Raw genomic sequence first — 25884 nt, forward strand, 5'->3', positions numbered from 1 at the left:
CGATCGGATACGGCGGCTAGCCGCGATCGGGTGCGCCCATGTCTCCCGTCCCCGGAGTGCCATCGGCGAGCCCGTAGCGCAGGTACACCGTGCCCTTGGGGCTGGCCGCCGGCGGCTCGAGGAGTGTGAGGTTGGTGGGCACCTCGCCACCGTCGAACACCTTCTTGCCGACGCCGAGCACGATCGGGTGCACCCAGAGGTCGAGACGGTCGAAGAGCTTCTCGCGCAGCAGGGTCTGCACCAGGTTCAGGCTCCCGACGACCTTCACGTGCTCGTGTCGGTCACCGATCTCGCGTACCGCGTCGGCGAGATCCGGGCCGAGCTGCGTGGACCCGGCCCACGACAGGTCGGGCGTGCCGCGGGAGGCCACGTACTTCGGGACGCTGTTGAAGAGCGTGGCGATCGCCCCGTCCTCACCGTCGGCCTCCTGGTGTGGCCAGTGGGCGGCGAAGATGTCATAGGTCCGCCTGCCGAGCAGCAGGGCGTCGGTGCCCTCATACGCGGCGCCGATCTGCGCCCCGGCGACCTCGTCAACCAGGGGTGCCTGCCAGCCGCCGAACGGGAACCCCACGGGGTCCTCGTCGGGGCCGCCGGGCGCCTGCCCGACGAGGTCGAGGGTTGCGAACAGTTCGATATGGATGAGGCCCATGCCCACTCCCGAGGTATTGGTGATTCCGGTCGGAAGATAGACCTGCAGGCGCCGCCAGACTCATCGCTGAGCCGGGTACTAGTTGACGCGTACTAGTTGATCGGTGTGTTGAGCGACCGAAGGTCGTCGAGTATCCCGCGGGCCGCGATGATGCCCTGGCCGGTATGCCACACCTCGTCGTTGACGGCGAACACGCGGTTGTCGTTGGCCGCCGACAACCGTCGCCAGGCGTCACTCTCGAGCACCTCGGGCGCCCTATCCCGCGCGGTGGGGGAGTCGAACGACATATAGACGATGTCGCCGTCGGCGGCCGAGAAGTCGGCGTCGGACAGGTCGGAGATGGAGATCTCGAGGTACGGCTTGTCGGTGAACCGCTGGGCAGCGGGGCGATCGGCGCCCGCCGCGGTCAGCACACTGCCCGCGAAGTCCTCTCTGCCGTAGACCTGCAGCGTCTTGTCGGTGAGCCGCACCACCGACGCCTGGAAGTGGGTGGCGTCGTTCTGGTTGCCCGTGTCGGTGGCGTCGGTGTCGAAGCCCTCGATCAGGCGACTCGCCGCACCGCCACGCCCGGTGGCCTCGGCCACCGTCCGCAGCGTGTCCCGCCACGCCGAACCTGGCGGACCGGTGAACACCGTCGGTGCGATCTCCGACAGCGAACCGAAGTCCTGCGGGGTCAGCGACTCGGAACCCAGGATGAGATCGGGTGTCGCGGCCCTGATCGCGTCCAGGTCGGGCGCGGTGCGCTCACCCACGGCAGGCACCTCGTGCACGACGGTGCCCAGGTAGGACGGTTGGCTCTGCGTCCCGTCGGGCACGGCGGCAGCCACGATGCGCGACTGCAACCCCAGCGCGCACAGGGCGTCGAGTTGGTCGCCGGACAGCACGACGATGCGCTGGGGGTCAGCGGGGACCTCGGTACTACCCGCCGCATGCCGGACCTCGCGCCGGTCGGGCCCGTCGTCCAGCGGCGCGGGGTCGGGTGCGCAGGACTCGTCGGGCCTGCGCTGGTTGCCCAGGACGTTGGCACCCGCGATTCTGGTGGTGCTGGTGACGGGTGCGTCGGCGGCGTTGAGCGCGGGTGGATTCTGGTCACCGTCGGCGCCGCCGCAGCCGCTCACCAGTGTGATTGTGACGGCCGTCGCGACCGCGGCCGTCGCGGCGATCAAACCCGTCCGGCGTCGGAATAACTGCACGTCGCCGACGGTAACATTCAGCGACAGCGCAGTCGGTCAGGCGTCGTCGATCGACGCGACGGCACGAAATACGACAGTTCGTAGGACCCATGGTGTCGGGCGGGGGTTCGGGGGATAAGATTCACTCGAGCATCCCTGGGCACGACGGCATCGGGCCGTCGAAACTTATTGGAGGATCTGTTGGTAGCCGAAGCGCCCCCAATCGGAGAACTCGAGGCACGGCGTCCGTTTCCGGCGCGGATGGGTCCCAAGGGCAACCTGATCTACAAGCTGGTAACGACGACCGATCACAAGGTGATCGGCATGATGTACTGCGTCGCCTGCTTCATCTTCTTCTTCATCGGCGGACTGATGGCGCTGTTCATGCGCACCGAACTCGCCCTGCCGGGGCTGCAGTTCCTGTCCAACGAGCAGTTCAACCAGCTCTTCACCATGCACGGCACGGTGATGCTGCTGTTCTACGCGACGCCCATCGTGTTCGGCTTCGCCAACCTGGTGCTGCCGCTGCAGATCGGCGCGCCCGACGTGGCGTTCCCGCGGCTCAACGCGTTCTCGTTCTGGCTGTTCCTGTTCGGTGCGCTCATCGCCCTCGGCGGGTTCATCACGCCCGGCGGCGCTGCTGACTTCGGCTGGACCGCCTACTCGCCGCTGACCGACGCCATCCACTCCCCGGGAGCGGGCGGTGACCTGTGGATCATGGGCCTGGCAGTCGGTGGTCTTGGCACCATCCTCGGCGCGGTCAACATGATCACGACGTGTGTCTGCATGCGTGCCCCGGGTATGACGATGTTCCGGATGCCGATCTTCACCTGGAACATCCTGGTGACGTCGATCCTGGTGCTGCTGGCCTTCCCGCTGCTCACCGCGGCGCTGTTCGGCCTGGCCGCCGACCGACACCTGGGCGCTCACATCTATGACCCCGCCAACGGCGGCGTTCTGCTGTGGCAACACCTGTTCTGGTTCTTCGGGCACCCCGAGGTGTACATCATCGCGCTGCCGTTCTTCGGCATCGTCAGTGAGATCTTCCCGGTGTTCAGCCGTAAGCCGATCTTCGGCTACACCACGCTGATCTACGCGACGCTGGCCATCGCTGCGCTGTCCATCGCGGTGTGGGCGCACCACATGTACGCCACCGGCGCGGTGCTGCTGCCGTTCTTCTCCTTCATGACGTTCCTGATCGCCGTACCGACGGGCATCAAGTTCTTCAACTGGATAGGCACGATGTGGAAGGGCCAGTTGACGTTCGAGACACCCATGTTGTTCTCGGTTGGCTTCCTGATCACGTTCCTGCTGGGTGGTCTGTCGGGTGTGCTGCTGGCCAGCCCGCCGCTGGACTTCCACGTCACCGACAGCTACTTCGTCATCGCGCACTTCCACTACGTGCTCTTCGGCACCATCGTGTTCGCCACCTACGCGGGCATCTACTTCTGGTTCCCGAAGATGACGGGCCGACTGCTCGACGAGCGCCTCGGCAAGCTGCACTTCTGGCTGACGTTCATCGGCTTCCACACCACGTTCCTCGTGCAGCACTGGGTCGGTGACGAGGGCATGCCGCGTCGCTACGCGGACTACCTGCCCACCGACGGGTTCACCACGTTGAACGTGATCTCGACTGCCGGTGCGTTCATCCTCGGCGTCTCGACGCTGCCGTTCGTGTGGAACGTGTTCAAGAGCTGGCGCTACGGCGAGCCCGTGGTCGTCGACGATCCGTGGGGTTACGGCAACTCGCTGGAGTGGGCCACGTCCTGCCCGCCGCCGCGGCACAACTTCACCGAGCTGCCCCGGATCCGTTCGGAGCGCCCGGCGTTCGAGCTGCACTACCCGCACATGGTCGAACGGATGCGTGCCGAGGCACACGTCGGTCGCTCGCACGGACCCGATGACGGGGACGTCACGCGGCTCGACGACGAGCACGTTCGCACCTGAGCGGGCAGTCGGGGCGGTTCGCAGGGGTGAACACGTCAAAGGTGTCGGTGTTGATCACCGTCACCGGAGTCGATCAACCAGGTGTGACCTCAGCACTCTTCGAGGTGCTGTCGGGTCACTCCGTCGAACTGCTCAATGTCGAACAGGTTGTCGTCAGGGGACGCCTGACGCTGGCCGTGTTGGTCGCCGGCGCAGCTGATATCGCAGGCGGCACCGAGCTGCGCGATGCGGTGACCAACGCCATCCACAGCGTCGGCCTGGACGTCACCATCGAACGCAGTGACGACCTCGCCGTGCTGCGTGAGCCGTCGACCCACACGATCGTGGTGCTGGGCCGGCCCATCAGCGCCGAGGCGTTCGGCGTGGTCGCCCGTGAGGTGGCCGCACTCGGGGTCAATATCGACACCATCCGCGGTGTCTCCGACTATCCGGTCACGGGGTTGGAACTGCGGGTGTCGGTGCCGGCCGGAGCCGCCTACGCCCAGCTGCAGACCGCACTGGCACGGGTGGGTGTCGACGAGGCTGTCGACATCGCACTCGAGGACTACAGCCTGTCGCGACGAGCCAAGCGGCTCATCGTGTTCGACGTCGACTCGACGCTGATCCAGGGTGAGGTGATCGAGATGCTGGCCGCGCGTGTGGGTGCGGAGGCCGCGGTCGCCGAGGTCACCGAGGCGGCCATGCGCGGCGAACTCGACTTCGCCGAGTCACTGCACCGCCGGGTGGCGACACTGGCGGGCCTGCCCGCTGAGGTGCTCGATGACGTCGCCGAGCAGATTGAGCTGACCCCCGGCGCGCGTACCACCATTCGGACGTTGCGCCGCCTGGGCTATCACTGTGGCATCGTCTCCGGCGGCTTCCGGCAGGTGATCGAGCCGCTGGCGCACGAGTTGATGATGGACTTCGTCGCTGCGAACGAACTCGAGATCGTCGACGGCAAGCTCACCGGCCGGGTGATCGGACAGGTCATCGACCGGCCCGGAAAGGCCAAGGCGCTGAGGGACTTCGCGCAGCAGGTCGGTGTGCCGATGGAGCAGACCGTGGCCGTCGGCGACGGTGCGAACGATATCGACATGCTCGCCGCGGCAGGGTTGGGCGTCGCGTTCAACGCCAAGCCTGCGCTGCGAGAGGTCGCCGACGCCTCGCTGAGTCACCCGTATCTGGACACCGTGCTGTTCCTGCTGGGTGTGACGCGCGGTGAGATCGAGGCCGCCGACGCCACCGACGGGACACTGCGCCGCGTCGACATCCCCGAGTAGCCCGCGGGTTAGACGACCACGGCGCCGTGGTCGGTGCCTGCGCTTCCGGTGACCGAACGCCATGCGTGTGCGAGCAGTTCGATCGCCTCGGTCAGCTGGGGTTCGGGTAACGCGTAGGGGACTCGGATGAACCGCTCCAGCGTGCCGTCCACGCCGAAACGTGGACCCGGCGGAATCTCCAGCCCCATCCGCGATGCCGCCGCCGACAGCGCGGAACTCATCGGCGCGGGCAGCCGCACCCACAGTGACAGGCCACCTGTGCCGGGCAGGGGCTGCCAGTCGGGCAGAAGGTCGTTCAGCATCGACAACAGCAGCGCGCGACGCCGACGCAGGATGTCGCGGCGTTCGGGGAGAACCTCGTCCTCGACGGCGAGAAGCCTTGCCGCGGCGAGTTGTTCGAAGATGGGCGTGCCCATGTCGATCGACGGGCGCTGCGCTGCGATGGTGGCCAGCGTGGCGCGGTCGGCGCGGATCCAGCCGATACGCAAGCCGCCCCAGAACGACTTCGACATCGACCCGACGGTCAGCACCAGCTCGCGCCGGGCGGTCATCGAAGCCGCCAACGGAGCGGGGACGGCCTCGTCGAGCCACATGTCGGTGATCGTCTCGTCAATGATGGTGCGGGTTCGCGTCTCGGCGATGACGCGGGCCAGATGCTCGCGGCTCGGCACGGGCAGCGTCAGACCGGTCGGGTTCTGGTTGTCGGGGATCAAATAGGCCAGATTGGGGGCCAGTTGCCGCATCGCGGCGTCGATGGCGTCGACCTCCCAGCCGTCGCTGGTCACCGCGACGGGGATCGGTCGCAGCCCGCGGGTCGCCATGGCTGACAGCGCGCCGTGATAGGTGGGTTGTTCGACGAGCACCCGATCGCCGGGCTGGGTGTAGGTGGCCAGGATGAGGCCGATCGCGTGCAGGGCGCCGGTGGTCACCATGATCTCGTCGGGATCGGTGGGAAGCCCACGCGCACTGTATCTTTCGGCCAACGCGGTCCGCAGAGGCGCGACGCCGGCCAACTCGATGCCGATATCGTGCAGATACGGCGTGACCTGCTCGGCGGCCTCGGCGAAGGCCTGTGCCGCGAGGGCCGCGGGTGCGGCGAGGGTGGCCGCGGCGAGCGTCACCGTCGCCGGCGTCGGGACCACGGCACCGCCCCGTCTGATCGGCAATGCCGTGACGCTGCGCGCCCCCCGGCGGCCGCTGAGGTAGCCGTCGTCACGCATCTCGGAGTAGGCGGCGGTGACGGTGGTGCGGGACACGCGAAGGGCATCGGCCAGGGCGCGCTCGCTGGGGAGTTGGGCGCCGACCGGCAGCTGGCCGTCGACGATCAGCATGCGCAGACCATTGGAGAGGCCCTGATAGGCCGGGCCGCTGGCATTGGATGTGCGCCAGTTTCCCAGCTCGCGAACCAAGAGGTCCACATCCAGCTTTCGGCCTGCTAGATCCTCGATCATTCCAGCCAGTTTGCCCCAACTGGCTATTGATGGCAAGGAAATCAATAGCCAGTATTGAGCCATGGCACTCAACTGGACCTCTCGGGTTACGCGATCGGCTCGGCAACTGGGCCGGGTCTTCCGCACCAGTCCCCGCATGGCCGGTTCGGCCGGCTGCGCCGACGACGCCGATGCCCGCCGGATGAGTGCCGACCTCGACGCGATCCGCGCCCGTTTCCCGGACCATGCGTGAGGCGCGCCCTCGGCCGCGGGACGGCGCTGCTGGTCGGCTTGACCGGCTACGGCCTCTCGATGGCGATGATGGTGCGGGCCGGCCTCGGACTGGACCCCTGGGACGTCTTTCATCAGGGCCTGGCTGAGCGCACCGGCGTGACGATCGGCGTGGCCTCGGCCGCGGTCGGCGTGGTCGTCCTGTTGGCGTGGATCCCACTGCGTAACCGGCCGGGCATCGGCACGGTGGCCAACGTCATCGTCATCGCGGTGACTGTGGACGCGAGCCTGGCGATCCTGCCCGAACCATCGGACCTCGCGGTGCGGGTCGCGATGATGCTGGGCGCCGTCATCCTCAACGCCGTGAGCACTGTGCTCTACATCGGCGCCGGCCTGGGCCCTGGGCCAAGGGACGGGCTGATGACAGGACTAGTTGTGCGGACCGGACTGTCGGTGCGTTTGGTGCGCACAACGATCGAGGCGACCGTCCTGGCCGCCGGCTGGCTGCTTGGCGGCACGGTGGGAATCGGCACCGTCATCTACGCGCTCGGCATCGGCCCACTGGTTCAACTGGTGCTGTATCTGACGCCGAAGAGGTGGCTCGCCGCCAGCGGGTGGGCGACCGTCACACCGCGCCTGACTACGATGAGCGAGTGCCCACGGCAGGAGACGATGGATCCGAGACAGTCGACCCAGACCTGCTGATCGACTTCGCGGGGGTCACGCTGCGGCGCGGCGGCACGACACTCGTCGGACCCATCACCTGGGCGGTCGAACTCGACGAACGCTGGGTTGTGGTGGGCCCCAACGGCGCGGGCAAGACCTCACTGCTGCGGATGGCCGCCGCCATGGAGCACCCCTCGTCGGGAACCGCCTACGTACTGGGTGAGCGGCTGGGCAAGACCGACATGTCCGAGCTCCGCGCCCGGGTCGGCCTCAGCAGTTCCGCACTGAGCCAGCGCGTGCCCGACGGCGAGGTGGTGCGCGACGTCGTCGTCTCGGCCGGCTACGCGGTCATGGGCCGTTGGCGCGAGCAGTACGACGACGTCGACTACGCGCAGGCCGTCGACATGCTGGAGAGCGTCGGCGCCGAGCATCTCGCCGAGCGCACCTACGGCACGCTGTCCGAGGGGGAGCGCAAGCGCGTGCTGATCGCGCGGTCGATGATGACCGACCCTGAACTGCTGCTCCTCGACGAACCCGCCGCGGGTCTGGACCTGGGTGGCCGCGAGGAACTCGTGGCACGCCTCGCCGACCTCGCCGCGGACCCCGACGCACCGGCGACCGTGCTGGTCACCCACCACGTCGAGGAGATCCCGCAGGGCTTCAGCCACTGCCTGCTGCTCTCGGAGGGCACCGTGGTGGCCTCCGGGCTGCTCACCGATGTCCTCACCTCGGAGAACCTGTCGAAGGCATTCGGCCAGTCGATCGCCCTGGAGATGATCGACGGCCGCTATTTCGCGCGGCGCACTCGCACCCGCGCGGCCCATAGGAGGCGTGCATGACACTCAGCGAAGAGCCGAAGGCGGATCGCGCACCGGAAAAGTCCGATCCCACCGATCCGCTCGTGCCACGGCCGGCCTCGACCGTGATGCTGGTCCGGGACCAGGGCAAGGGCCTCGCCAGTCAGATTGAGGTGTTCCTCATGCGGCGGCACTCCGAGATGGACTTCGTCGCCGGCGTGATGGTGTTCCCCGGTGGCGGCGTCGACGACCGTGACCGGAACGCCGACATCGCCTGGTACGGACCCGAGCCGTCATGGTGGGCCGAGCGACTCGGCGTGGACACCGACCTCGCCGAGGCATTGGTGTGCGCGGCGGCACGGGAGACGTTCGAGGAGTCCGGTGTGCTGTTCGCCGGGCCCGCCGACGACGCTGACCTGCTGGTGGACGACGCCTCGGTGTACTCCGCGGAGCGCGCGGCGCTGGCCAACCACTCGCTGTCCTTCGCCGACTTCCTGCGTACCGAGAAACTGGTGCTGCGCGCCGACCTGCTGCGCCCCTGGGCGAACTGGGTCACGCCGAAGGAGGAGCGCACCCGCCGGTATGACACCTACTTCTTCGTCGGCGCCATGCCGGAGGGCCAGCGTGCCGACGGTGAGAACACCGAGACGGACCGGGCGTTCTGGAGCACGCCACAGGCCGGTCTCGACGAGTTCGCCGAGGGCCGCTCGTTCCTGCTCCCGCCGACCTGGACCCAGCTGGACTCGTTGAACGGTCGGACCGTCGCCGAGGTGCTCGCCGTCGAACGCAAGATCGTCGCCGTCGAACCCCACCTGACCGCCAACAAGGACACCGGCAACTGGGAGATCGAGTTCTTCAACAGCGACCGCTACAACGAGGCGCGCAACCGTCGCGCACCGCAGGGCTACAGCGCCGACACTCCACTGGCATGAGCGACACCGCCAGGGAGTTCGTGGGCGTCCACGTCGGCGACGGGATCGGCACTCTGCTGCTGTCGCGCCCGCCGACCAACGCGCTGACCCGCCAGGTGTGCCGTGAGATCGCGTCCGCGGCGACCGAGCTCGGTGCGCGTGACGACGTCACCGTCGTCATCGTGTTCGGTGGGCACGAGATCTTCTCCATCGGCGATGACCTGCCCGAACTGCAGACCCTGAACCCCGCCGAGACCCGCGTCGCGGGTGAGGTGTGCCGTCACGCGATCGACGCCGTCGCGGCGATTCCCAAGCCGACGGCGGCCGCCGTCACCGGTTACGCGCTGGGCAGCGGTCTGACCCTGGCACTGGCCGCCGACTGGCGGATCAGCGGTGACAACGTCAAGGTCGGCGCCACCGAGATCCTCGACGGCCGGGCTCCCGTCGAGGGCGCGACGCACCGGTTGGCCCGCGCGGTGGGGGAGAGCAGGGCCAAGGAGATGGTGTTCAGCGGACGCTTCGTCGGCGCCGAGGAAGCGTTGGCGATGGGGCTTGTCGACGAGACCGTGGCACCCGATCACGTGTTCGACGCCGCACTGGCGTGGGCCCGTCGGTTCGCTGACTCCTCGCCCGCGGCGTTGGCTGCCGCCAAAGCTTCGTTCGCAGCCCGTTAGGCTGCCCTTCATGACCAGTTTCGACCCGGCTCCGAACCCCCACGCCACCGCTGAGGAGGTGGAGGCCGCACGGCACGACACCAAGCTGGCGCAGGTGCTCTACCACGACTGGGAGGCCGAGAGCTACGACGACAAGTGGTCGATCAGCTACGACCAGCGCTGCATCGACTACGCGCGTGGCCGGTTCGACGCGATCGTGCCCGACGAGGTCCAGCGCGAGGTGCCCTACGACCGGGCGCTGGAGCTGGGCTGCGGTACCGGCTTCTTCCTGCTCAACCTCATCCAGTCGGGTGTGGCCCGTCGCGGCTCGGTCACCGACCTGTCCCCGGGCATGGTCAAGGTGGCGACCCGCAACGGTCAGTCGCTTGGCCTTGACGTCGACGGTCGGGTCGCCGACGCCGAGGGCATCCCGTACGAGGACAACACCTTCGATCTGGTCGTCGGCCACGCGGTCCTGCACCACATCCCCGACGTCGAGCTGTCGCTGCGCGAGGTCGTGCGCGTGCTCAAGCCCGGCGGCCGCTTCGTGTTCGCGGGCGAGCCGACGACCAAGGGCAACGTCTACGCGCGCAACCTGTCCACACTGACCTGGCACGTGTCGACCAACGTCACGAAGCTGCCCTTCCTCGAGGGCTGGCGACGCTCGCAGACCGAACTCGACGAGTCCTCGCGCGCGGCCGCGCTTGAGGCGATCGTCGACCTGCACACCTTCGAACCGGGCGACCTCGAGCGGATGGCCCGCAATGCCGGCGCCACCGAGGTCGAGACCGCCAGCGAGGAGTTCACCGCCGCGATGCTGGGCTGGCCTGTGCGCACCTTCGAGGCGTCGGTACCCCCGGGCCGGCTGGGCTGGGGCTGGGCGAGGTTCGCGTTCAAGAGCTGGACCACCCTGAGTTGGGTGGACGCCAATGTGTGGCGTCGTGTCGTGCCGAAGGGCTGGTTCTACAACGTCATGGTCACCGGGGTCAAACCCTCCTGACTCTGCAGTTCACCCTCGACGACGTCGCGTACCTGCGCAGCGAGCAGGGACGCAGGGCGATCGACGAGGTTGCCGCATACCCGTTGAGCGATGCCACGCGCATCGCCGACATCGGTTCGGCGCGAAAGAGTTTCGGCGACCGCGCGGCCGTCCTGATCGAGACGGCGCTGCTGCGGCGGCGGGCGGCCGGCAAGTTCGACACCGCGCAGACGTGGCTTTTCACCGATGAGGCGTTACAACAGGCCACCCCGGAACCCGTTGCGGCACACCGTGCCCGGCGGCTGGCCGGAGCGGTGGTGCACGATGTCACGTGCTCGATCGGTGCGGAGCTCGATGCGCTGAGCAGGTCTGCGGCCATGGTCGTCGGCAGCGATATCGATTCCGTGCGCTTGGCGATGGCCGCCAACAACGTCGCGGGCGTGGACCTGCTGTTGGCCGACGCACTGCGCCCCGTCACGCGTGACACGGTCATAGTCGCCGATCCTGCCCGGCGCAGCGGTGGGCGGCGCCGGTTCGATCCGCGGTCCTATGCGCCCGCGCTCGATGCGCTGCTCGAGGTGTATGCCGGGCGAGACATCGTCGTGAAGTGCGCGCCCGGAATCGATTTCGCGGCCATCGGTCAGCTCGGGTTCATCGGCGAGATCGAGGTGACATCGCTGGCGGGCGGTGTCCGTGAGGCCTGCCTGTGGTCGGCGGGCCTCGCCCATCCAGGCGTCACGCGGCGCGCGACCGTCCTCGACCGTGCCGAACAGATCACCGACGCGGATCCCGACGACTGCGCTGTCGCTGCCGCGGGTCGATGGATCATCGACCCCGACGGAGCCGTCGTGCGTGCCGGTCTGGTGCGCCATTACGCCGCGCGCCACGGACTGTGGCAACTCGACCCCGAGATCGCCTATCTGTCGGGTGACCAGCTGCCTGACGGTGTCCGGGGGTTCGAGGTGCTCGACGAGATCACCTACAGCGAACGGGGCCTGCGGCAACTGCTCTCGACCCGCGAGGTCGGGGCGGTCGAGATCCTGGTGCGTGGCGTCGACGTCGACCCCGATGTGCTGCGCCCGCGCCTGCGGTTGCGCGGAACCCAGCGGCTGTCGGTGGTTATCACCAGGATCGGCGCAGGCCGGGCGAGCCGGGCGGTGGCATATCTTTGCCGACCCACGCACTGATGTCGCAGGTATTGTGTCGAGTGCGGCGCCGGTGCCGCCCGGTGGCTGGAGGGCTTGAAATGCGCGTTGCGACACTTGCGCTGGCGGTGGCGGCCACCACGGCGCTCGGCTGGTCGACCGTGGCCGTCGCATCGGCGGCCCCACCCAAGTGCGCTGACTTCTCTGGTGTGCTGGACGGTGACCAGATGTGCCGCATCGCCGCGACCGATCCCGCCTACACCCTCGACGTCAGCTATCCGGTCGACTTCCCTGACCAACAGAACGTCGCCGACTACATCAAGCAGACTCGCGACGGCTTCCTCAACGTGGCCAAGATGCCCGGGCCACGCGATATGCCCTACCAACTGGACACCGTGGCAACGGAGTACAACTCCGCGGTCCCACCGCGCGGCACGCAAACCGTGGTGTTCAAGACATTCCAGGACGTCGGTGGTGCGCACCCCCAGACCTTCTACAAGTCGTTCAACTGGGATCAGGGCATGCGCAAGCCCATCACGATCGGCAACCTGTTCCGCGAGGGCACCGAGCCGTTCCCGGTGATCGCACCCATCGTGGCCGCCGAGCTGGAGAAGCAGTCGGGTCAGGCGGTGGCGATTGCCCCCGCGGTGGGCCTGGACCCGACGAACTACGAGAACTTCGCCATCACCAACGACTCGCTGATCTTCTTCTTCAGTCAGGGCGAGATGATGCCGGAGTCGGTCGGGGCGCTCGAGGTCACCGTGCCGCGCGCTCCCATCGACGCCATGATCGCCTGAGGACGATCACCTGACTCGTCAGGCGGGAGCGAACGCGTACACCTGACCGTCGCTGGTTGCGGTCACCACGCGCCGGTCATGGCCCACCGACACACCAACGGGATACCCCGTCGCGTGCGGCAGCGGGTAGGCGTTGAGCGTGTGGCCGTCGGCGGGATCGAACACCAGCAGCGTCATACCGTTCTCGCCGTCGCGCGCGACGGTGTAGCCGACGTCGGCGCCCGCTCGAGAAGATGTCGAGAGGGGCTCGACGTCATCGCGGGTCCAAACCACCTCGCCGCCGTCCCCGTCATCGCGCACGGCGGTCAGCCGCGCATCCGGGCCGCCGCCCGCCACGATCAATCCGTCCGGTGTCACCGAAGGCGGGGTCTGCGGCTGGAACCCGAGGTCAACCGACCACCTGGCCTCACCGTTGGCGGTGTCGAGCGCCCACAGCCGGTTATCGCGGCCGTTGACGTAGACCGTCTGGCCATCGGCGGACATCACGGGGCTCGACAGCGGCCCACCGCCGACGGCCGTGCTGGTCCACTCCCGGTTGAGCAGCGGCTTCTGACCCTGGCGGTACCGCATCCCGATCAGGACCGGCGCGTCGGCATCGGGTTCCCACAACCCGAGGACCACCATCTGCGTCTCGGGTGAGAACGCGGGCGCCGCAGCCACCGGACAGCGTGCCCTGGCGGGCTGGCAGTCGCCGAGCCCGCGTTGGGAATCCTTGGGGTCGAGCCCGCTGACGAGGTCGACCGGGGTACCGACGACCACGCCGCGGTGCGCGTCGAACACCAGGACCTGCCCGAGGTGCGTCGTCACCAACAGCTGGCCGGGAGCCAGGACGCGTGGTGTGAGCGGCAGGCCGATCACCGGCTGGCGCCACCGGATCCACTGCGTCGGCGGGTAGGACAGCATCGCGCCCGGCTGCCCCACGTACAGGTTGTCAAAGCCGTCGAACAGTGGTCCGGACAACCCGCCGCCCTGCCACAGCCGGCCACACCAACGCTGTCTGCCCTCATTGTCGGTCTCCCACACCATCAGCGAGCACCCCGCGGCGGTCTGGGCGTTGGCGGCGAGGTAGTTCCCCGAGCCCAACGCCACCTGCGCGGCGAGTTCGCCCTTGACCGAGCGGGTCCAGTCCAGCGCGAGCGACTCGGCGCCGGAGACCGTGGTGGAGCTGCTGTTGGCCGCGTCGGCGTACTGGGCGGCCCATCCCGTTGCGGGGACCGCCTCGACCCACGAGCTGGTATCGGCGCCGCACGCGCTCATCAGCAGCGCCACCAGTGTTGTGGCCGTCACGGCAGTCATTCGGCGCGCGGTCGTTCGTCGAGCAGACATCGAGTCCCGAGACTAGCCCGCGGTGTCGGGGCGCCGGGGGACCTCCCACCCGTGGGAGCGCCCGGGGCGAGCGAAGCGACGCGAGAGAGTCGTGCGCGACCCGGAAAACCCACGATCGGGCTCGCGTAGGCTTTCCCGCCATGACGACGATGTGGGGCTCTCCGTTGCACGTTCGCTGGCGGGGCTCCCGACTGCGCGACCCCCGCCAGGCCCGGTTCCTCACACTGGCCTCATTGAAGTGGGTGCTGAACAACAAGGCCTACACGCCGTGGTACCTGGTGCGGTACTTCCGGCTGCTGAAGTTCAAGCTGGCCAATCCGCACATCGTCACGCGCGGCATGGTGTTCCTCGGCAAGAACGTGGAGATCCAGTCCACCCCGGAGCTGTCCACCATGGAGATTGGCCGCTGGGTCCACATCGGTGACAAGAACACCATCCGCGCGCACGAGGGGTCACTGCGCATCGGGGACAAGGTGGTCCTCGGCCGTGACAACGTCATCAACACCTACCTCGACATCGAACTCGGCGACTCGGTTCTGATGGCCGACTGGTGCTACGTCTGCGACTTCGACCACAGGATGGACAGCGTCGAGTTGCCCATCAAGGACCAGGGCATCGTGAAGGCGCCGGTGCGGATCGGTCCCGACACGTGGGTGGCCGCCAAGGTCACCGTGCTGCGGGGCACCTCGGTCGGGCGTGGATGCGTGCTCGGGGCACACGCGGTGGTCAAGGGCGAGGTGCCCGACTACTCCATCGCCGTCGGTGCGCCGGCGAAGGTGGTCAAGAACCGCAAGCTGGCATGGGAGACCTCGGCGGCCGAACGTGCCGAACTCGCGGCCGCACTGGCCGATATCGAGCGCAAGAAGGCGTCCCACTAGCCCGCCGCCCCAGGCGCGGCGCCCTTGGTGGTCAATAGGTCACCAACACGCCGAACGTGCCGCTGCTGCGAGAAAATCGCCGAATCTTCGCAGTGGCGTCACGCTGGGCGGGCCTATCCGCCAGCGCGCGGCCGCGACGGGCGCGCGACTACCGGTCGGGCAGCGCGTGCTCGACGATCATGCGGCGCCGGTGCGGTTCGCGCTCACCGCGTTTGGCGGCCAGATAGACCTGTGCGGTCTCGGCCGCCACAGTGTGCCAGTCGAACTCCGAGGTGAGCCGGTCACGCGCCGCGATGGCCATGGTCTGCGCCGTGTCCGGGTCGTCGAGCACCGACCGCACCGCCGTCGCCAGTGCCGCGATGTCGCGGGGCGGGAAGGACACCCCGGTCTGCCCGTCGATGACGGCCTCGCCCAGGCCGCCGACATTGGCCGCGACCAACGGGGCGCCGGTGGCGGCCGCCTCGAGCGCGACGATGCCGAACGGTTCGTAGTGGCTCGGTAGGACGGCGGCATCGGTGTCGTGCAGCAGGGTGACGAGTTGCTCGTGGTCGACCTGCCCGACGAACGTGATCGCCTTGAGCACCTTGTGCTTTCGGGCCTGCTCGATGAGCCACTCATGCTGCGTGCCGCTGCCCGCGATGGTCAGCGTGGTGCCGGGATGGGTCCGGCGGATGCGCGGCAGCGCGGCGATCGCGTCGTGCACACCCTTCTCGTACTCCAGGCGGCCGAGATAGAGCAGCCGGGGCGGACCCGCGTGGGCCTTGCGGCGGGCGAACGGCCATAGGTTGGCATCGATACCGTTGGGGATCACCCTGTTCTCGGCCAATCCGGGGCCGAACAGTTCGGTGATCTCGTCGCGCATCGACGCCGAACACGTGATGAGCGAATCGGATTCGTGCACGAGCCAGGACTCGACGGCGTGAACCTGACGGCTGATGCGGCCCGATACCCAGCCCGAGTGCCGTCCGGCCTCGGTGGCATGGATGGTGGAAACCAGTGGGACGTCGAAGTATTCGGCGAGGGTTATCGCCGGATGGGCCACCAGCCAGTCGTGGGCGTGGACGACGTCGGGCCGCCACGGCTTGTCCGCGTGACGACCAGTCGACTTGATCGCCAACCCGGCGCGGACCAGGGCATGACCCATCGCCATCGTCCAGGCCATCATGTCGGTGCCGAACTCGAACTCGTGCGGATCCTGGGCTGCGGCGATAACCCGCACGCCCTCGCTCATCTCGTCGGTGGAGGGGTGCGTGCTGGGGTCGGTGCCCGACGGGCGACGGCTGAGCACCACCACCTCGTGTCCGGCGTCGGCCAGCGCGGTGGCCAGGTGGTGGACGTGGCGACCGAGTCCGCCGACCACCACCGGCGGATACTCCCAGGACACCAGCAGGATTCTCATCGGGGTAGCCGCCTCGCGTCCAGAGCGCCGAACAGCCCGTCGGCGCGATTCCAGTCCTGCGCCAACCGCTCGGCGTTGTCTCGTCGTCCCGACGCGTAGGCGCTCGAGATCTCACGGGCGGCGTGCGCGTGCAGATGTGCGCGGTAGCGCGCGTATTCCGCTGCGGTGTCCTTGCTGACCATGAACGGCCAGTCGCTCGACACCGTCAGGAGCGTCTCCCGCAGGATCTGGTCGGCGACGATATCGCGCGGTGCCCAGGTCGACGCAGTCGAGCCGCCAGATGCGTTGTGGGCCAGCGCCTTGTCGACCGTGGCGAGCGCGGTGTCGACCACTTCGGCGTTCAGCGCGACGAGGTCGGCGACCTGTTCGCCCGACCACACCTGCCAGTTCTTGCCCGATCCCCAGGAGCTGGGTGGAAGCTCAACGGGGGAGCCGACGTAACCGTCGGCGATGGCGTCGGACAGCGTGCCGACACGGACGCCGGCCTCGGGCAGAGCCCGCAGCACGCGCTCCAGCCAGACCGGACCCTCATACCACCAGTGCCCGAACAGTTCGGTGTCGAAAGCGGCGATCACATGCGCGGGTCGTCCGATGCGGTCGGACTCGGCGATAAGCCGCGAGCGCACCACGTCCACGAAGTCGGCGACGTGGCTGTCGATGGCGGCATCCGCGCGGGCCGGATCGTAGGGCGCCTTCTCCTCGGACGGCACGTTGCGCCCGGTCACCCGGGCCGGCTTGAGACCCGTGACGTGGTCGTAGGTGTGGAAGTCGCGGTAGGCGGCGTTTCCGGGATAGCCCGACTTGGGTGACCAGACCCGGTAACTGACCTGTAGATCGCGGCCGAAGGCGATGACGTCCGAGTCGGCGACGGGCCGGCCTAGGGTGGTGTCGCCGTGCAGCGACGGCCCGTCGACCATGAAATGCGTCACACCCGCGGCGGCGTAGCCGGTCTCCATTCCCGGCGCGTACGCGCACTCCGGCGCCCAGATGCCGCGTGGGGTGTGGGCGAAGCGCGCGCCCGCATCGGCGAGGCCCTCACGTAGGGCGAACTCGCGCAGGCGGGGGTTGAGCAGCGGCTGGAACGGGTGCGCCAGCGGTCCGCCGAGCAGCTCGATGGTGCCGGCGTCAATGAGCGAGCGCAGCAGCGGACTGCCGCCGTGTCGCCACGCCACCGCGAAGTCCTCGAGCGCGCGCTCGGCCTCGGCACGCTCACGAACACCGAATGCGCGCAAGGCCTCAGGCGCGGCGTAGCCGGTGCCGTCGCCGGTGCGCGCTGTGGTGGCCTCGGTTGCGCGCAACTGCCAGTTCGTCAGCCAGTGATCCATGCCGGTCAGGCAGTACGGGTCGTCGAGTTGGGCGGTGACCACCGGTGTCATGCCGAGTGTGACCAGGCCACGGCGATTCTCGGCGGCCAGCGTGCTCAGCACACGCATCAACGGCAGATAGGACGCCGCCCAGGACTGGTAGAGCCACTCCTCGCCGACGGGCCAGCGCCCGTGATGGGCCAGCCATGGCAGGTGGGTGTGCAGAACCAGGGTGAAGAGTCCGGGTACCGACTCCGGTCCTTCGGAGTCAGTCACGCCGCACCGCGATCGCCACCAGATCGAGGCTCTCGTCGATGTCCCGGACCCCGGCGTCCAGCAGCTCGAAGTCGGCGGTGGAGATAGAAGCCACGTCGGCCAGCAGATCGGCGGGCCACGGTGCATTCGCGACCGCGCGGTCGATCTGGGCGCCGATGATCGATCCGCCGTGCCGCGCGTCTCGGTCGAGAAGGCCCGGTCCGTGGAAGACGCCGAGCATCGCCTCGAGTTCAAAACCGTTGTCGGTCAACAGTTCGGTGAGTTCGTCAGCGTTGAGCTCGCGGGTGTGGAAAGGGTTGAGAGGGGTGTCCAGACCGGGGGAGAACGTGATCCGGTTCGGGGTGGACATGAGCAGCGCTCCGCCCGGGCGCAGTACGCGAGCGCACTCCGTCACGAACTGCCCCTGATCCCAGAGGTGTTCGATGACCTGGAAGTTGACCACGACGTCGACCTCGCCGTCAGCCAGAGGGAGCTCCGCCAGGTTGCCGTGCCGCATGTCCACGCGCGGGTAGCGAGACCGCACGTGCGCCACAGCTGACTCGTCGTAGTCGAGGCCGACCACGCGGTGTGCGACGTCGGCGAGAAGATCGGCGCCGTAGCCCTCGCCGCATCCCGCCTCGAGCACATCGCGTTGCGCGCAGCGCCCCGCGAGGAATTCGTAGACCACCTCATGACGGCGGAACCAGTAATTCTCCTCGGCCAGGCCGGGGATCGTGCGTTCGCCGGTGAGGGGAAGCACGTCGGAGGTCGGCTCAGCCGACGGCTGCCGAGGAGAAATTGCGCTCATTGGAAGGCAGGCTAACGCAGCGGGGGTGTCGTCAGGGCTTCGCGGACGGTTCGCTCCGAGTTAACCGGAGTTAAGGGGAGGTCAGAAGGTCATCTTCGGTCAGGTTATGGTGTTCCTGCGCGTCTGCTTAAGTTACCGTCGAGTAACATGTAGGCGAAAGCGAAATCGTGGTAATGCAGGCCGGTCAACGGCCTCATCGAGGAGGACGAACCAGACTCATGACGAACATCGTGGTCCTGATCAAGCAGGTCCCTGACTACGAGGATCGCAAGCTCGCGGACGACCACACGCTGGATCGCGCAGGTAGCGATTCCGTGTTGGACGAGATCAACGAGCGGGCGGTCGAAGTAGCTCTGCAGCTCAAGGAGAAGCACGCCGACGCGAACTACAACGTCGTTGTGCTCACCGCGGGGCCCGCAGGCGCCGAGACGGCGATCCGCAAGGCGCTCTCCATGGGCGCCGACGAGGCCTACCACCTCTCGGATGAGGGCCTGCACGGCTCCGATGTCGTCCAGACCGGATACGCGCTGGCGAGTGCGCTGGGACAGATCGAGGACATCGAACTCGTCATCGCGGGCAACGAGTCCAGCGACGGTGTCGGTGGCGCCGTCCCGGCCATCCTGAGCTACTACCTCGGCGTACCGCAGCTGACGCACATGCGCAGCCTCGACGTGGCCGACGGCAAGGTGACCGGTGAGCGCGAGACCGACGATGGCGTCTTCGAACTCGAGGCGACTCTGCCCGCAGTGGTCAGCGTCAGCGAGAAGATCGTCGAGGATCCCCGGTTCCCGTCCTTCAAGGGCATCATGGCCGCCAAGAAGAAGACGGTCACCCCGCTGACGCTCGAGGGCGTCGGCATCGAGAGCGGCGTCGTGGGTGGCGATGTGGCCGAGACGCAGGTGAAGCTGGTTACCCCCAAGCCGCCGAAGTCCGCAGGCGAGAAGATCACGGACGAGGGCGAGGGTGGTCAGAAGATCGCCGAGTACCTGGTCGCGCAGAAGCTCATCTAACCCCCACCCCCAGACGCAGAGAGCGAACAAGAGGCAATGGCAGAAGTACTCGTGCTCGTCGAGCACGCAGAAGGCAATCTGAAGAGCATCACCGCCGAGTTGATCACCGCGGCGCGTGCGCTGGGTGAGCCGTCGGCCGTCGTCGTCGGTGCCCCGGGCACCGCGGCGCCGCTGACCGACGCACTCAAGGCAGCGGGTGCGGCCAAGATCTACGCGGCCGAGTCCGACACCGCCGACCAGTTCCTGGTCACCCCCAAGGTCGCCGTGCTGGTCGCGCTGGCCGAGTCCGCCAGCCCGGCAGCCGTGCTGGTGGCCTCGACCGCCGAGGGCAGGGAGGTCGCTGGGCGACTTGCCGCTGAGGCCGGTCTTGGCGTGCTGTGGGACGTCGTCGGCATCAAGGAGGGTGGAGTCGCGGTGCACTCCGTGTTCGGCGGTGCCTACACCGTCGAGGCGACCGCAGGCGACACCCCGATCATCGCGCTGCGCCCCGGTGCAGTCGAGGCCGAGCCCGTCGCCGGTGCCGGTGAAGTGGTCAGCGCCGAGGTGCCCGCTCCCGCGGAGAACGCCACCAAGATCATCTCCCGTCAGCCCGCTGCGAAGAGCGCGCGTCCGGAGCTGACCGAGGCGAAGGTCGTCGTGTCCGGCGGCCGCGGTGTCGGCAGCAAGGAGAACTTCAGCGTCGTCGAGGATCTCGCAGACGCACTCGGCGGCGCCGTGGGCGCCTCGCGTGCGGCCGTCGACTCGGGCTTCTACGAAGGCCAGTTCCAGATCGGTCAGACTGGCAAGACGGTGGCACCGCAGCTGTACATCGCGTTGGGCATTTCCGGCGCGATCCAGCACCGTGCAGGCATGCAGACGTCCAAGACGATCGTCGTCGTCAACAAGGACGAAGAGGCGCCGATCTTCGAGATCGCCGACTTGGGCATCGTGGGTGACCTGTTCAAGGTGACCCCGCAGCTGACGGACGCGGTCAAGGCTCGCAAGGGCTGACCCACCGGCAGATCCACCGCAGAACCCCGGCGCCCTTGTGGCGTCGGGGTTCTGTGTTTTCGACGATCGGCGCGCAGAACTACGGACTTTCCAGGGTGCCGCGATGGCCTGCGCAGTGGGAGAGTTTTCCCATGAGAATCGCAGTTATCGGGGCCAGTGGTCTCATCGGTACAAAGGTCGTCGAACTGCTCACCGCGCAGGGCCACGATGTCGTCGCCGCGTCACGCGGCAGCGGGGCCGATGTGGTGACCGGTGAGGGCCTTGCCGAGGCCGTCGCGGGCGCACAGGTACTCGTCGACGTCGTCAACTCGCCGTCGTTCGCAGACGATGCGGTGCTGGCCTTCTTCACCGCGTCCGCGGCCAACCTGGTCGCCGCGGCCAAGGCTGCCGGTGTCGGGCACTATGTGGCGCTGTCGATCGTCGGTGTCGACGGGCTACCCGAGAGCGGCTACCTGCGGGCCAAGGTCGTGCAGGAGCGCACGATCTCGGAGTCGGGCCTGCCCCACACCATCCTGCGCGCCACCCAGTTCCACGAGTTCGCCGACTCGATCACACAGACGCTGCAGGTAGGCGACGAGGTGCATGCACCCGACGCGCTGATCCAACCGGTCGCCGCGGCCGAGGTGTCCGCCGAGGTGGCCCGCGCGGCGACGGCCGAGCCCATCAATGGCACGCGGGACTTCGGGGGCCCCGACAAGATGCCGTTCGCCGATATGGCGCGCGCGGTGCTCGCCGCCAAGGGCGCTGACACACCGGTCTCCGTCGACCCGGCCGCCACGTACTTCGGTACGCCGCTCACCCAGAACAGCCTCGTCACCGGAGACGGCGCGACGCTGGCGAGCACCCACTTCGCCGACTGGCTGGCGACTCGCGCGTGACCGCGCGGGAGTTGGCGGGCCGCCGAGCGCTTGTCACAGGCGGAACGGCGGGCATAGGCCTCGAGGCGGCCCGACTGCTGGCCGCGGCCGGCGCCGACGTTGTCATCACCGGCCGCGATCGTGACCGCGGTGCCGCCGCGGCGGCGCAGCTCGGCGTGCGGTTCGTCGCCGCCGACCTGTCCGACGTCGAGTCGGTGAGTGCGCTTGTCGCGCAGTGCGGCGACGTCGACGTCATCGTCAACAACGCGGCCTCGTTCCCGGGTGCGTTGACGGTGGATCAGGATCTCGCGTCATTCGAGCGGACGTTTGACACCAACGTTCGTGGGACGTACTTCCTGGTGGCGGCGTTGGTGCCGGGGATGCTCGCACGCGGGGGCGGCAGCATCGTCAACGTCACCTCGATGGTGGCGTTCAAGGGTGTCGCCGGGGCCTCGGCCTACAGCGCCTCCAAGGCGGCGGTGGAATCGCTGACCCGCACCTGGGCTGCCGAGTTCGGGCCCCGCGGCGTCCGCGTGAACAGCGTCGCACCGGGCCCGACCGCGACCGAGGGCGTCGTCGCCGAATGGGGTGACACCAACGAGGAACTGGGCCGCGCGCTGCCGCTGGGACGGACCGCGAAGCCGGCGGAGATCGCCGAGGCGATCCTGTTCCTGGCCTCACCGCGGTCCAGTTTCATCACCGGGTCGACGCTGCACGCCGACGGCGGTGGCGCGGCGGCATGACCGAGATGGGGCTCGACGAGGCGATCCGGGCGCGCCGGTCATCGCGGATGTTCCTGCCGGACAAGCCCGTTCCCCGTGAGCTGCTCGATGAGGCGTTGGCGTTGGCGATGCGGGCACCGTCGAACTCCAACACCCAACCGTGGCATGTCTTCCTGGCCACGGGCCAGCGGCGCGCGCGGCTGGTCGACGCGCTGCTGGCCGCCGTCGACGCGAATCCGCCTGCGATCGGATCGGCGGGCCTACCGCCGCGCTTCGCTGATCGGCGCAGGCAGAGCGGCGCCCTGATCTATGGCGCGATGGGCATCGAGCGCAGCGACGCCGAGGGCCGGTGGAACGCGCAGCTGCGCAACTGGGAGTTCTTCCACGCACCGGTGGCCGGGGTGGTGTGCATGCATCGGGAGTTCGGGAACGTGGATGCGGTGGGGGTCGGCATGTTCCTGCAAACCCTGTTGCTGGCGCTGACCGAGCGCGGGATTGGCAGCTGCGTCCAGGTGTCGATAGCCCTGTATCCCGACGTGCTGCGCGAACAGCTCGGCATCCCCGAGGAGCTGACAATCCTGTGTGGCATGTCGATCGGCTACGCCGATCCGCTGTTCGCCGCCAACCACCTGGACATTCCGCGCAACCCGGTGGCTGAGCACGTGGTGTTTCTCGACCACTGAGGAAGCGGGCACCGCACACAACTCGTCACCAAGCGTGCACGGACGCGTCACGTAGCCGTTGGCATCCGGTCCGACGGCTGGGCGACCGTTCAGGCCATGAGCACTGCATCCGTACTCATCGCCGCCGACGCTGCCGCCCCCGGCGGCCCGACCAGCCCGACAACGCCGCGCTACACCCTGCTGCTGTCCACCGATCCGGATCTGATCGACGCCGCTCAGCGGCTGCGCCACGAGGTGTTCACCTCCGAACCCGGGTTCGGCCTAGTCGCCTCGGCCGACGGTCGCGACGCCGACCGGTTCGACGAGTACTGCGATCACCTGCTGGTCCGCGAGGACGGATCCGGCGAGCTGGTCGGCTGCTACCGAATGCTGCCGCCACCGGGTGCCATCGCCGCCGGCGGGCTCTACACCGCCACCGAGTTCGACGTCAGCGCCCTGGACACGCTGCGGCCGTCACTGGTCGAGATGGGTCGTGCAGTGGTGCGCGAGGACCATCGCAACGGCGCCGTGGTGCTGCTGATGTGGGCCGGCATCCTGGCCTACCTCGATCGCTGCGGATACGACTACGTCACCGGATGCGTCTCGGTACCGGTCCAGGGGGCACCCGACGAGCCGCCAGGCAGCCAACTGCGGGGCGTGCGTGACTTCGTCCGCCAGCGGCACCCTGCGAAGTACGAGGTGCGCCCATACCGGCCGGTGCTGCTCGACGGTAGGGGACTGGACGATATCGATGCCCCGGCCCGGGTGAGTATTCCGCCGTTGATGCGGGGCTACCTGCGGCTGGGTGCCAAGGTGTGCGGCGAACCGGCTCACGACCCAGACTTCGGCGTCGGCGACTTCCCGGCGCTGATGGACAAGGCCGACGCCGACGTGCGCTACCTGAAACGCCTGCGCTCGGTGGCGCAGGCTGAAGCCCTGGGTGACGGGTCGGCCCGATGAGCAGCCACGGGCTCACCGCGAGTCCCTGGCTGCCGCGCGCGTCGTGTGACGCGTCGTGCATCGGGGTCGACGTCGCGACCGCCTCTCGTCCGGCGATCGTCGTGCTGAGGACAGCCGCGCGCATCGCGTGTGCGCTGCTGCTGCTTCCCGCGCTACCGCTGCTGGCGGTCCCGCTGCCCGGTCGCTCGAGGGTGCAGCGCGTCTACTGCCGCCTGATGCTGCGCTGCCTCGGCGTGCGAATCACCACCTCGGGAGGTCCGATCCGCAACCTGAGCGGTGTGTTGGTGGTCAGCGGTCACGTGTCGTGGGTGGACATCTTCATCATCGGGTCGGTGCTGCCGGGGTCGTTCGTCGCGCGCGCCGACCTCATCGACTGGCCCGCGCTCGGGCTCGTCGCGCGCCTGCTCAAGGTCATTCCGATCGAGCGAGCCAACCTCCGTCGGCTGCCGGACGTGGTGCGCACCGTGGCCGCACGGCTGACCGCGGGGCAGACCGTCGTCGCGTTCCCGGAGGGCACGACGTGGTGTGGCCTGGGATACGGACGGTTCCGGCCCGCGATGTTTCAGGGGGCGATCGACGCGGGCAGGCCCGTGCAGCCGCTGCGGATGACCTACCACCACCGGGACGGTCGACCATCGACGATTCCGGCGTTCATCGGCGACGACTCGCTGCTGGCGTCGGTGCGGCGCGTCATCACCGCCCGGATGACGGTGTGCCACGTTCAGGTGCAGTCACTGCAGCTCCCCGGCACCGACCGCCGCGACCTCGCGGCACGGTGTGAGGCCGCTGTGCGGGGGGTATCCGACGCCCCCGCACCGGCCCGCGGCGCTCACGGGCATGCGCTGGTCGCCTGAGGTCATCCGGCCTGCCGGTATCCTGGTTGGGCTATGCGCTCCGTCTACCTGGATCATGCCGCCACCACACCGATGCACCCCACTGCGATCGAGGCAATGGCGGCTGCTCTGGCGACGGTGGGCAATGCCTCGTCGCTGCACACCACGGGCCGCGCCGCGCGCCGCCGCATGGAGGAGGCGCGCGAGGAGCTGGCCGGTCTGCTCGGGGCCCGGCCGTCGGAGATCATCTTCACCGCCGGCGGGACCGAGAGCGACAATCTGGCGATCAAGGGTATCTACTGGGCCCGCCGCGACGCGGCGCCGCAGCGGCGCAGGATCGTGACCACCCCGGTCGAGCACCACGCGGTGCTGGACGCGGTGGAGTGGCTGGTCGAGCACGAGGGCGCCGAGGTGACGTGGCTGCCGGTCGGTGCCGACGGCATGGTGACGGCCGCCGCGCTGCGCGAGGCGCTCAGCGATCACGACGATGTCGCCCTGGTGACGGTGATGTGGGCCAACAACGAGGTCGGCACCATTCTGCCGATTGCCGAACTTGCTGCCGTGGCAGCCGAATTCGACATCCCGATGCACAGTGACGCCATCCAGGCGGTGGGCCAGATTCCGGTGGACTTCACCGCAAGCGGCCTATCGGCGATGAGCATCGCCGCCCACAAGTTCGGTGGTCCCACCGGTGTGGGCGCGCTGCTGCTGCGTCGCGACACCGCCTGCGTGCCGCTACTGCACGGTGGTGGCCAAGAGCGTGACGTGCGTTCGGGCACACCGGATGTCGCCGGTGTCGTCGCCATGGCGACCGCGGCGAGCGTAGCGGTCGAGGGTCTCGACGTCCAGCGCGCGCGGATTTCCGCGCTGCGGGACAAGCTGATCGACGGTGTGCTCGCGGCTATCGACGATGTCGATGTCAACGGCTGCACCGGTGTCGACCGTCTGCCGGGCAACACGCACTTCACCTTTCGCGGATGCGAGGGTGACGCGCTATTGATGTTGTTGGACGCCAAGGGAATCGAGTGTTCGACCGGCTCGGCCTGCACCGCGGGTGTGGCGCAGCCGTCGCACGTGCTGATCGCCATGGGTGCTGACCCGGCGAGCGCGCGCGGATCGCTGCGTCTGTCCTTGGGGCACACCAGTACCAATGCCGACGTCGAGGCGGCATTGGAGGTTTTGCCCACAGCTGTCGAGCGGGCCCGGCAGGCCGCCCTCGCGAGCGCAGGGTACGGGAAGTAGTC

General features: G+C 68.5%; 26 protein-coding genes. 19 read left to right on the forward strand and 7 right to left on the reverse strand.

What is annotated here, in order from left to right:
- Positions 1-16: 16 nt before the first annotated feature.
- Entirely contained in the window at positions 17-649 is a 633-nt protein-coding gene (locus ACZY0X_RS18120) for a dihydrofolate reductase family protein (protein ID WP_463772325.1), read from the reverse strand.
- Positions 650-741: 92 nt separating this feature from the next.
- Positions 742-1842, reverse strand: a complete 1101-nt coding sequence (locus ACZY0X_RS18125) for an iron-siderophore ABC transporter substrate-binding protein (protein ID WP_463772326.1) — start codon at positions 1840-1842, stop codon at positions 742-744.
- Between the two features lie 180 nt (positions 1843-2022).
- Between ACZY0X_RS18125 and ctaD the strand changes: the two genes are divergently transcribed.
- Together ctaD and serB are read left to right on the forward strand one after the other, a co-directional pair.
- Entirely contained in the window at positions 2023-3768 is a 1746-nt protein-coding gene (gene ctaD / locus ACZY0X_RS18130) for an aa3-type cytochrome oxidase subunit I (RefSeq protein WP_241399956.1), read from the forward strand.
- Positions 3769-3794: 26 nt separating this feature from the next.
- Positions 3795-5027, forward strand: a complete 1233-nt coding sequence (serB, locus tag ACZY0X_RS18135; RefSeq protein ID WP_463772328.1) for a phosphoserine phosphatase SerB — start codon at positions 3795-3797, stop codon at positions 5025-5027.
- An 8-nt stretch (positions 5028-5035) separates the two neighbouring features.
- On the opposite strand, the gene yczR is transcribed toward serB, so the two are convergent.
- Positions 5036-6478 (reverse strand): MocR-like transcription factor YczR, encoded by a 1443-nt coding sequence (gene yczR, locus ACZY0X_RS18140; protein ID WP_463772329.1) that lies wholly within the window; start codon positions 6476-6478, stop codon positions 5036-5038.
- Positions 6479-6539: 61 nt separating this feature from the next.
- Between yczR and ACZY0X_RS18145 the strand changes: the two genes are divergently transcribed.
- The 8 genes from ACZY0X_RS18145 to ACZY0X_RS18180 are packed head-to-tail and all read left to right on the forward strand — an operon-like array spanning position 6540 to position 12636.
- Positions 6540-6710, forward strand: coding sequence for a hypothetical protein (locus ACZY0X_RS18145; RefSeq protein ID WP_463772331.1), 171 nt, complete (start codon positions 6540-6542; stop codon positions 6708-6710).
- A complete protein-coding gene (gene yczE / locus ACZY0X_RS18150; protein WP_463772332.1) occupies positions 6707-7393 on the forward strand; it encodes a membrane protein YczE in 687 nt (228 codons plus the stop codon). The genes ACZY0X_RS18145 and yczE overlap by 4 nt, the downstream gene beginning before the upstream one ends.
- Positions 7303-8193, forward strand: coding sequence for an ABC transporter ATP-binding protein (locus ACZY0X_RS18155; protein WP_463772334.1), 891 nt, complete (start codon positions 7303-7305; stop codon positions 8191-8193). Before yczE ends, ACZY0X_RS18155 begins: the two co-directional genes overlap by 91 nt.
- Positions 8190-9083 (forward strand): NUDIX hydrolase, encoded by an 894-nt coding sequence (locus ACZY0X_RS18160; RefSeq protein WP_463772336.1) that lies wholly within the window; start codon positions 8190-8192, stop codon positions 9081-9083. Before ACZY0X_RS18155 ends, ACZY0X_RS18160 begins: the two co-directional genes overlap by 4 nt.
- On the forward strand, positions 9080-9736 hold the full coding sequence (locus tag ACZY0X_RS18165) for an enoyl-CoA hydratase (RefSeq protein WP_463772337.1): 657 nt from the start codon (positions 9080-9082) through the stop codon (positions 9734-9736). The genes ACZY0X_RS18160 and ACZY0X_RS18165 overlap by 4 nt, the downstream gene beginning before the upstream one ends.
- Positions 9737-9746: 10 nt before the next feature.
- Complete coding sequence (locus tag ACZY0X_RS18170; RefSeq protein WP_241399944.1) at positions 9747-10715, forward strand: class I SAM-dependent methyltransferase; 969 nt, start codon at positions 9747-9749, stop codon at positions 10713-10715.
- Positions 10712-11881 carry a THUMP-like domain-containing protein gene (locus ACZY0X_RS18175; protein WP_463772488.1) on the forward strand — a complete coding sequence of 390 codons (1170 nt, stop codon included), beginning with the start codon at positions 10712-10714 and terminating at the stop codon, positions 11879-11881. Before ACZY0X_RS18170 ends, ACZY0X_RS18175 begins: the two co-directional genes overlap by 4 nt.
- A 59-nt stretch (positions 11882-11940) precedes the next feature.
- Positions 11941-12636 (forward strand): esterase, encoded by a 696-nt coding sequence (locus ACZY0X_RS18180; protein ID WP_463772339.1) that lies wholly within the window; start codon positions 11941-11943, stop codon positions 12634-12636.
- 18 nt (positions 12637-12654) lie between these two features.
- Here the strand turns inward: ACZY0X_RS18180 and ACZY0X_RS18185 are convergent, their stop codons facing one another.
- Positions 12655-13932, reverse strand: coding sequence for an outer membrane protein assembly factor BamB family protein (locus ACZY0X_RS18185; RefSeq protein WP_463772341.1), 1278 nt, complete (start codon positions 13930-13932; stop codon positions 12655-12657).
- Between the two features lie 170 nt (positions 13933-14102).
- Here ACZY0X_RS18185 and ACZY0X_RS18190 point away from each other — a divergent pair, with 170 nt between their 5' ends.
- On the forward strand, positions 14103-14840 hold the full coding sequence (locus ACZY0X_RS18190; RefSeq protein WP_463772343.1) for an acyltransferase: 738 nt from the start codon (positions 14103-14105) through the stop codon (positions 14838-14840).
- Between the two features lie 148 nt (positions 14841-14988).
- Here ACZY0X_RS18190 and ACZY0X_RS18195 read toward each other — a convergent pair whose 3' ends face one another.
- The 3 genes from ACZY0X_RS18195 to ACZY0X_RS18205 are packed head-to-tail and all read right to left on the reverse strand — an operon-like array spanning position 14989 to position 18606.
- Positions 14989-16239 carry a glycosyltransferase family 4 protein gene (locus tag ACZY0X_RS18195; RefSeq protein WP_463772344.1) on the reverse strand — a complete coding sequence of 417 codons (1251 nt, stop codon included), beginning with the start codon at positions 16237-16239 and terminating at the stop codon, positions 14989-14991.
- Positions 16236-17819, reverse strand: a complete 1584-nt coding sequence (locus ACZY0X_RS18200) for a 1,4-alpha-glucan branching protein domain-containing protein (RefSeq protein ID WP_463772346.1) — start codon at positions 17817-17819, stop codon at positions 16236-16238. Before ACZY0X_RS18200 ends, ACZY0X_RS18195 begins: the two co-directional genes overlap by 4 nt.
- On the reverse strand, positions 17812-18606 hold the full coding sequence (locus ACZY0X_RS18205) for a class I SAM-dependent methyltransferase (protein ID WP_463772348.1): 795 nt from the start codon (positions 18604-18606) through the stop codon (positions 17812-17814). Before ACZY0X_RS18205 ends, ACZY0X_RS18200 begins: the two co-directional genes overlap by 8 nt.
- A 218-nt stretch (positions 18607-18824) precedes the next feature.
- Between ACZY0X_RS18205 and ACZY0X_RS18210 the strand changes: the two genes are divergently transcribed.
- The 8 genes from ACZY0X_RS18210 to ACZY0X_RS18245 all read left to right on the forward strand — a co-directional run bounded on the left by ACZY0X_RS18210 (position 18825) and on the right by ACZY0X_RS18245 (position 25882).
- Positions 18825-19616, forward strand: coding sequence for an electron transfer flavoprotein subunit beta/FixA family protein (locus ACZY0X_RS18210; protein ID WP_463772349.1), 792 nt, complete (start codon positions 18825-18827; stop codon positions 19614-19616).
- 36 nt (positions 19617-19652) lie between these two features.
- The gene (locus tag ACZY0X_RS18215; RefSeq protein WP_463772351.1) at positions 19653-20606 is read left to right on the forward strand and encodes an electron transfer flavoprotein subunit alpha/FixB family protein; all 954 of its coding nucleotides are present in this window, start codon (positions 19653-19655) and stop codon (positions 20604-20606) included.
- A gap of 131 nt (positions 20607-20737) precedes the next feature.
- A complete protein-coding gene (locus ACZY0X_RS18220; protein WP_463772352.1) occupies positions 20738-21484 on the forward strand; it encodes an SDR family oxidoreductase in 747 nt (248 codons plus the stop codon).
- Entirely contained in the window at positions 21481-22206 is a 726-nt protein-coding gene (locus tag ACZY0X_RS18225; protein WP_463772354.1) for an SDR family NAD(P)-dependent oxidoreductase, read from the forward strand. The genes ACZY0X_RS18220 and ACZY0X_RS18225 overlap by 4 nt, the downstream gene beginning before the upstream one ends.
- Before the next feature lie 5 nt (positions 22207-22211).
- A complete protein-coding gene (locus ACZY0X_RS18230) occupies positions 22212-22868 on the forward strand; it encodes a nitroreductase (RefSeq protein ID WP_463772489.1) in 657 nt (218 codons plus the stop codon).
- Between the two features lie 96 nt (positions 22869-22964).
- On the forward strand, positions 22965-23807 hold the full coding sequence (locus ACZY0X_RS18235) for a GNAT family N-acetyltransferase (protein ID WP_463772356.1): 843 nt from the start codon (positions 22965-22967) through the stop codon (positions 23805-23807).
- Complete coding sequence (locus ACZY0X_RS18240; RefSeq protein ID WP_463772357.1) at positions 23804-24661, forward strand: lysophospholipid acyltransferase family protein; 858 nt, start codon at positions 23804-23806, stop codon at positions 24659-24661. The genes ACZY0X_RS18235 and ACZY0X_RS18240 overlap by 4 nt, the downstream gene beginning before the upstream one ends.
- 33 nt (positions 24662-24694) lie before the next feature.
- A complete protein-coding gene (locus ACZY0X_RS18245) occupies positions 24695-25882 on the forward strand; it encodes a cysteine desulfurase family protein (RefSeq protein ID WP_463772359.1) in 1188 nt (395 codons plus the stop codon).
- Positions 25883-25884: the final 2 nt, after the last annotated feature.

Source organism: Mycobacterium sp. IDUB_39 (genome assembly GCF_055419205.1).

What these genes read in the sequence shown, in the direction of transcription:
- ACZY0X_RS18120 (WP_463772325.1), bottom strand. Translation starts at nt 649, where the DNA reads ATGGGCCTCATCCATATCGAACTGTTCGCAACCCTCGACCTCGTCGGG.
- yczR (WP_463772329.1), bottom strand. Translation starts at nt 6,478, where the DNA reads ATGATCGAGGATCTAGCAGGCCGAAAGCTGGATGTGGACCTCTTGGTT.
- ACZY0X_RS18145 (WP_463772331.1), top strand. Translation starts at nt 6,540, where the DNA reads ATGGCACTCAACTGGACCTCTCGGGTTACGCGATCGGCTCGGCAACTG.
- ACZY0X_RS18160 (WP_463772336.1), top strand. Translation starts at nt 8,190, where the DNA reads ATGACACTCAGCGAAGAGCCGAAGGCGGATCGCGCACCGGAAAAGTCC.
- ACZY0X_RS18165 (WP_463772337.1), top strand. Translation starts at nt 9,080, where the DNA reads ATGAGCGACACCGCCAGGGAGTTCGTGGGCGTCCACGTCGGCGACGGG.
- ACZY0X_RS18170 (WP_241399944.1), top strand. Translation starts at nt 9,747, where the DNA reads ATGACCAGTTTCGACCCGGCTCCGAACCCCCACGCCACCGCTGAGGAG.
- ACZY0X_RS18180 (WP_463772339.1), top strand. Translation starts at nt 11,941, where the DNA reads ATGCGCGTTGCGACACTTGCGCTGGCGGTGGCGGCCACCACGGCGCTC.
- ACZY0X_RS18185 (WP_463772341.1), bottom strand. Translation starts at nt 13,932, where the DNA reads ATGACTGCCGTGACGGCCACAACACTGGTGGCGCTGCTGATGAGCGCG.
- ACZY0X_RS18190 (WP_463772343.1), top strand. Translation starts at nt 14,103, where the DNA reads ATGACGACGATGTGGGGCTCTCCGTTGCACGTTCGCTGGCGGGGCTCC.
- ACZY0X_RS18195 (WP_463772344.1), bottom strand. Translation starts at nt 16,239, where the DNA reads ATGAGAATCCTGCTGGTGTCCTGGGAGTATCCGCCGGTGGTGGTCGGC.
- ACZY0X_RS18205 (WP_463772348.1), bottom strand. Translation starts at nt 18,606, where the DNA reads ATGAGCGCAATTTCTCCTCGGCAGCCGTCGGCTGAGCCGACCTCCGAC.
- ACZY0X_RS18210 (WP_463772349.1), top strand. Translation starts at nt 18,825, where the DNA reads ATGACGAACATCGTGGTCCTGATCAAGCAGGTCCCTGACTACGAGGAT.
- ACZY0X_RS18215 (WP_463772351.1), top strand. Translation starts at nt 19,653, where the DNA reads ATGGCAGAAGTACTCGTGCTCGTCGAGCACGCAGAAGGCAATCTGAAG.
- ACZY0X_RS18220 (WP_463772352.1), top strand. Translation starts at nt 20,738, where the DNA reads ATGAGAATCGCAGTTATCGGGGCCAGTGGTCTCATCGGTACAAAGGTC.
- ACZY0X_RS18230 (WP_463772489.1), top strand. Translation starts at nt 22,212, where the DNA reads ATGGGGCTCGACGAGGCGATCCGGGCGCGCCGGTCATCGCGGATGTTC.
- ACZY0X_RS18235 (WP_463772356.1), top strand. Translation starts at nt 22,965, where the DNA reads ATGAGCACTGCATCCGTACTCATCGCCGCCGACGCTGCCGCCCCCGGC.
- ACZY0X_RS18240 (WP_463772357.1), top strand. Translation starts at nt 23,804, where the DNA reads ATGAGCAGCCACGGGCTCACCGCGAGTCCCTGGCTGCCGCGCGCGTCG.
- ACZY0X_RS18245 (WP_463772359.1), top strand. Translation starts at nt 24,695, where the DNA reads ATGCGCTCCGTCTACCTGGATCATGCCGCCACCACACCGATGCACCCC.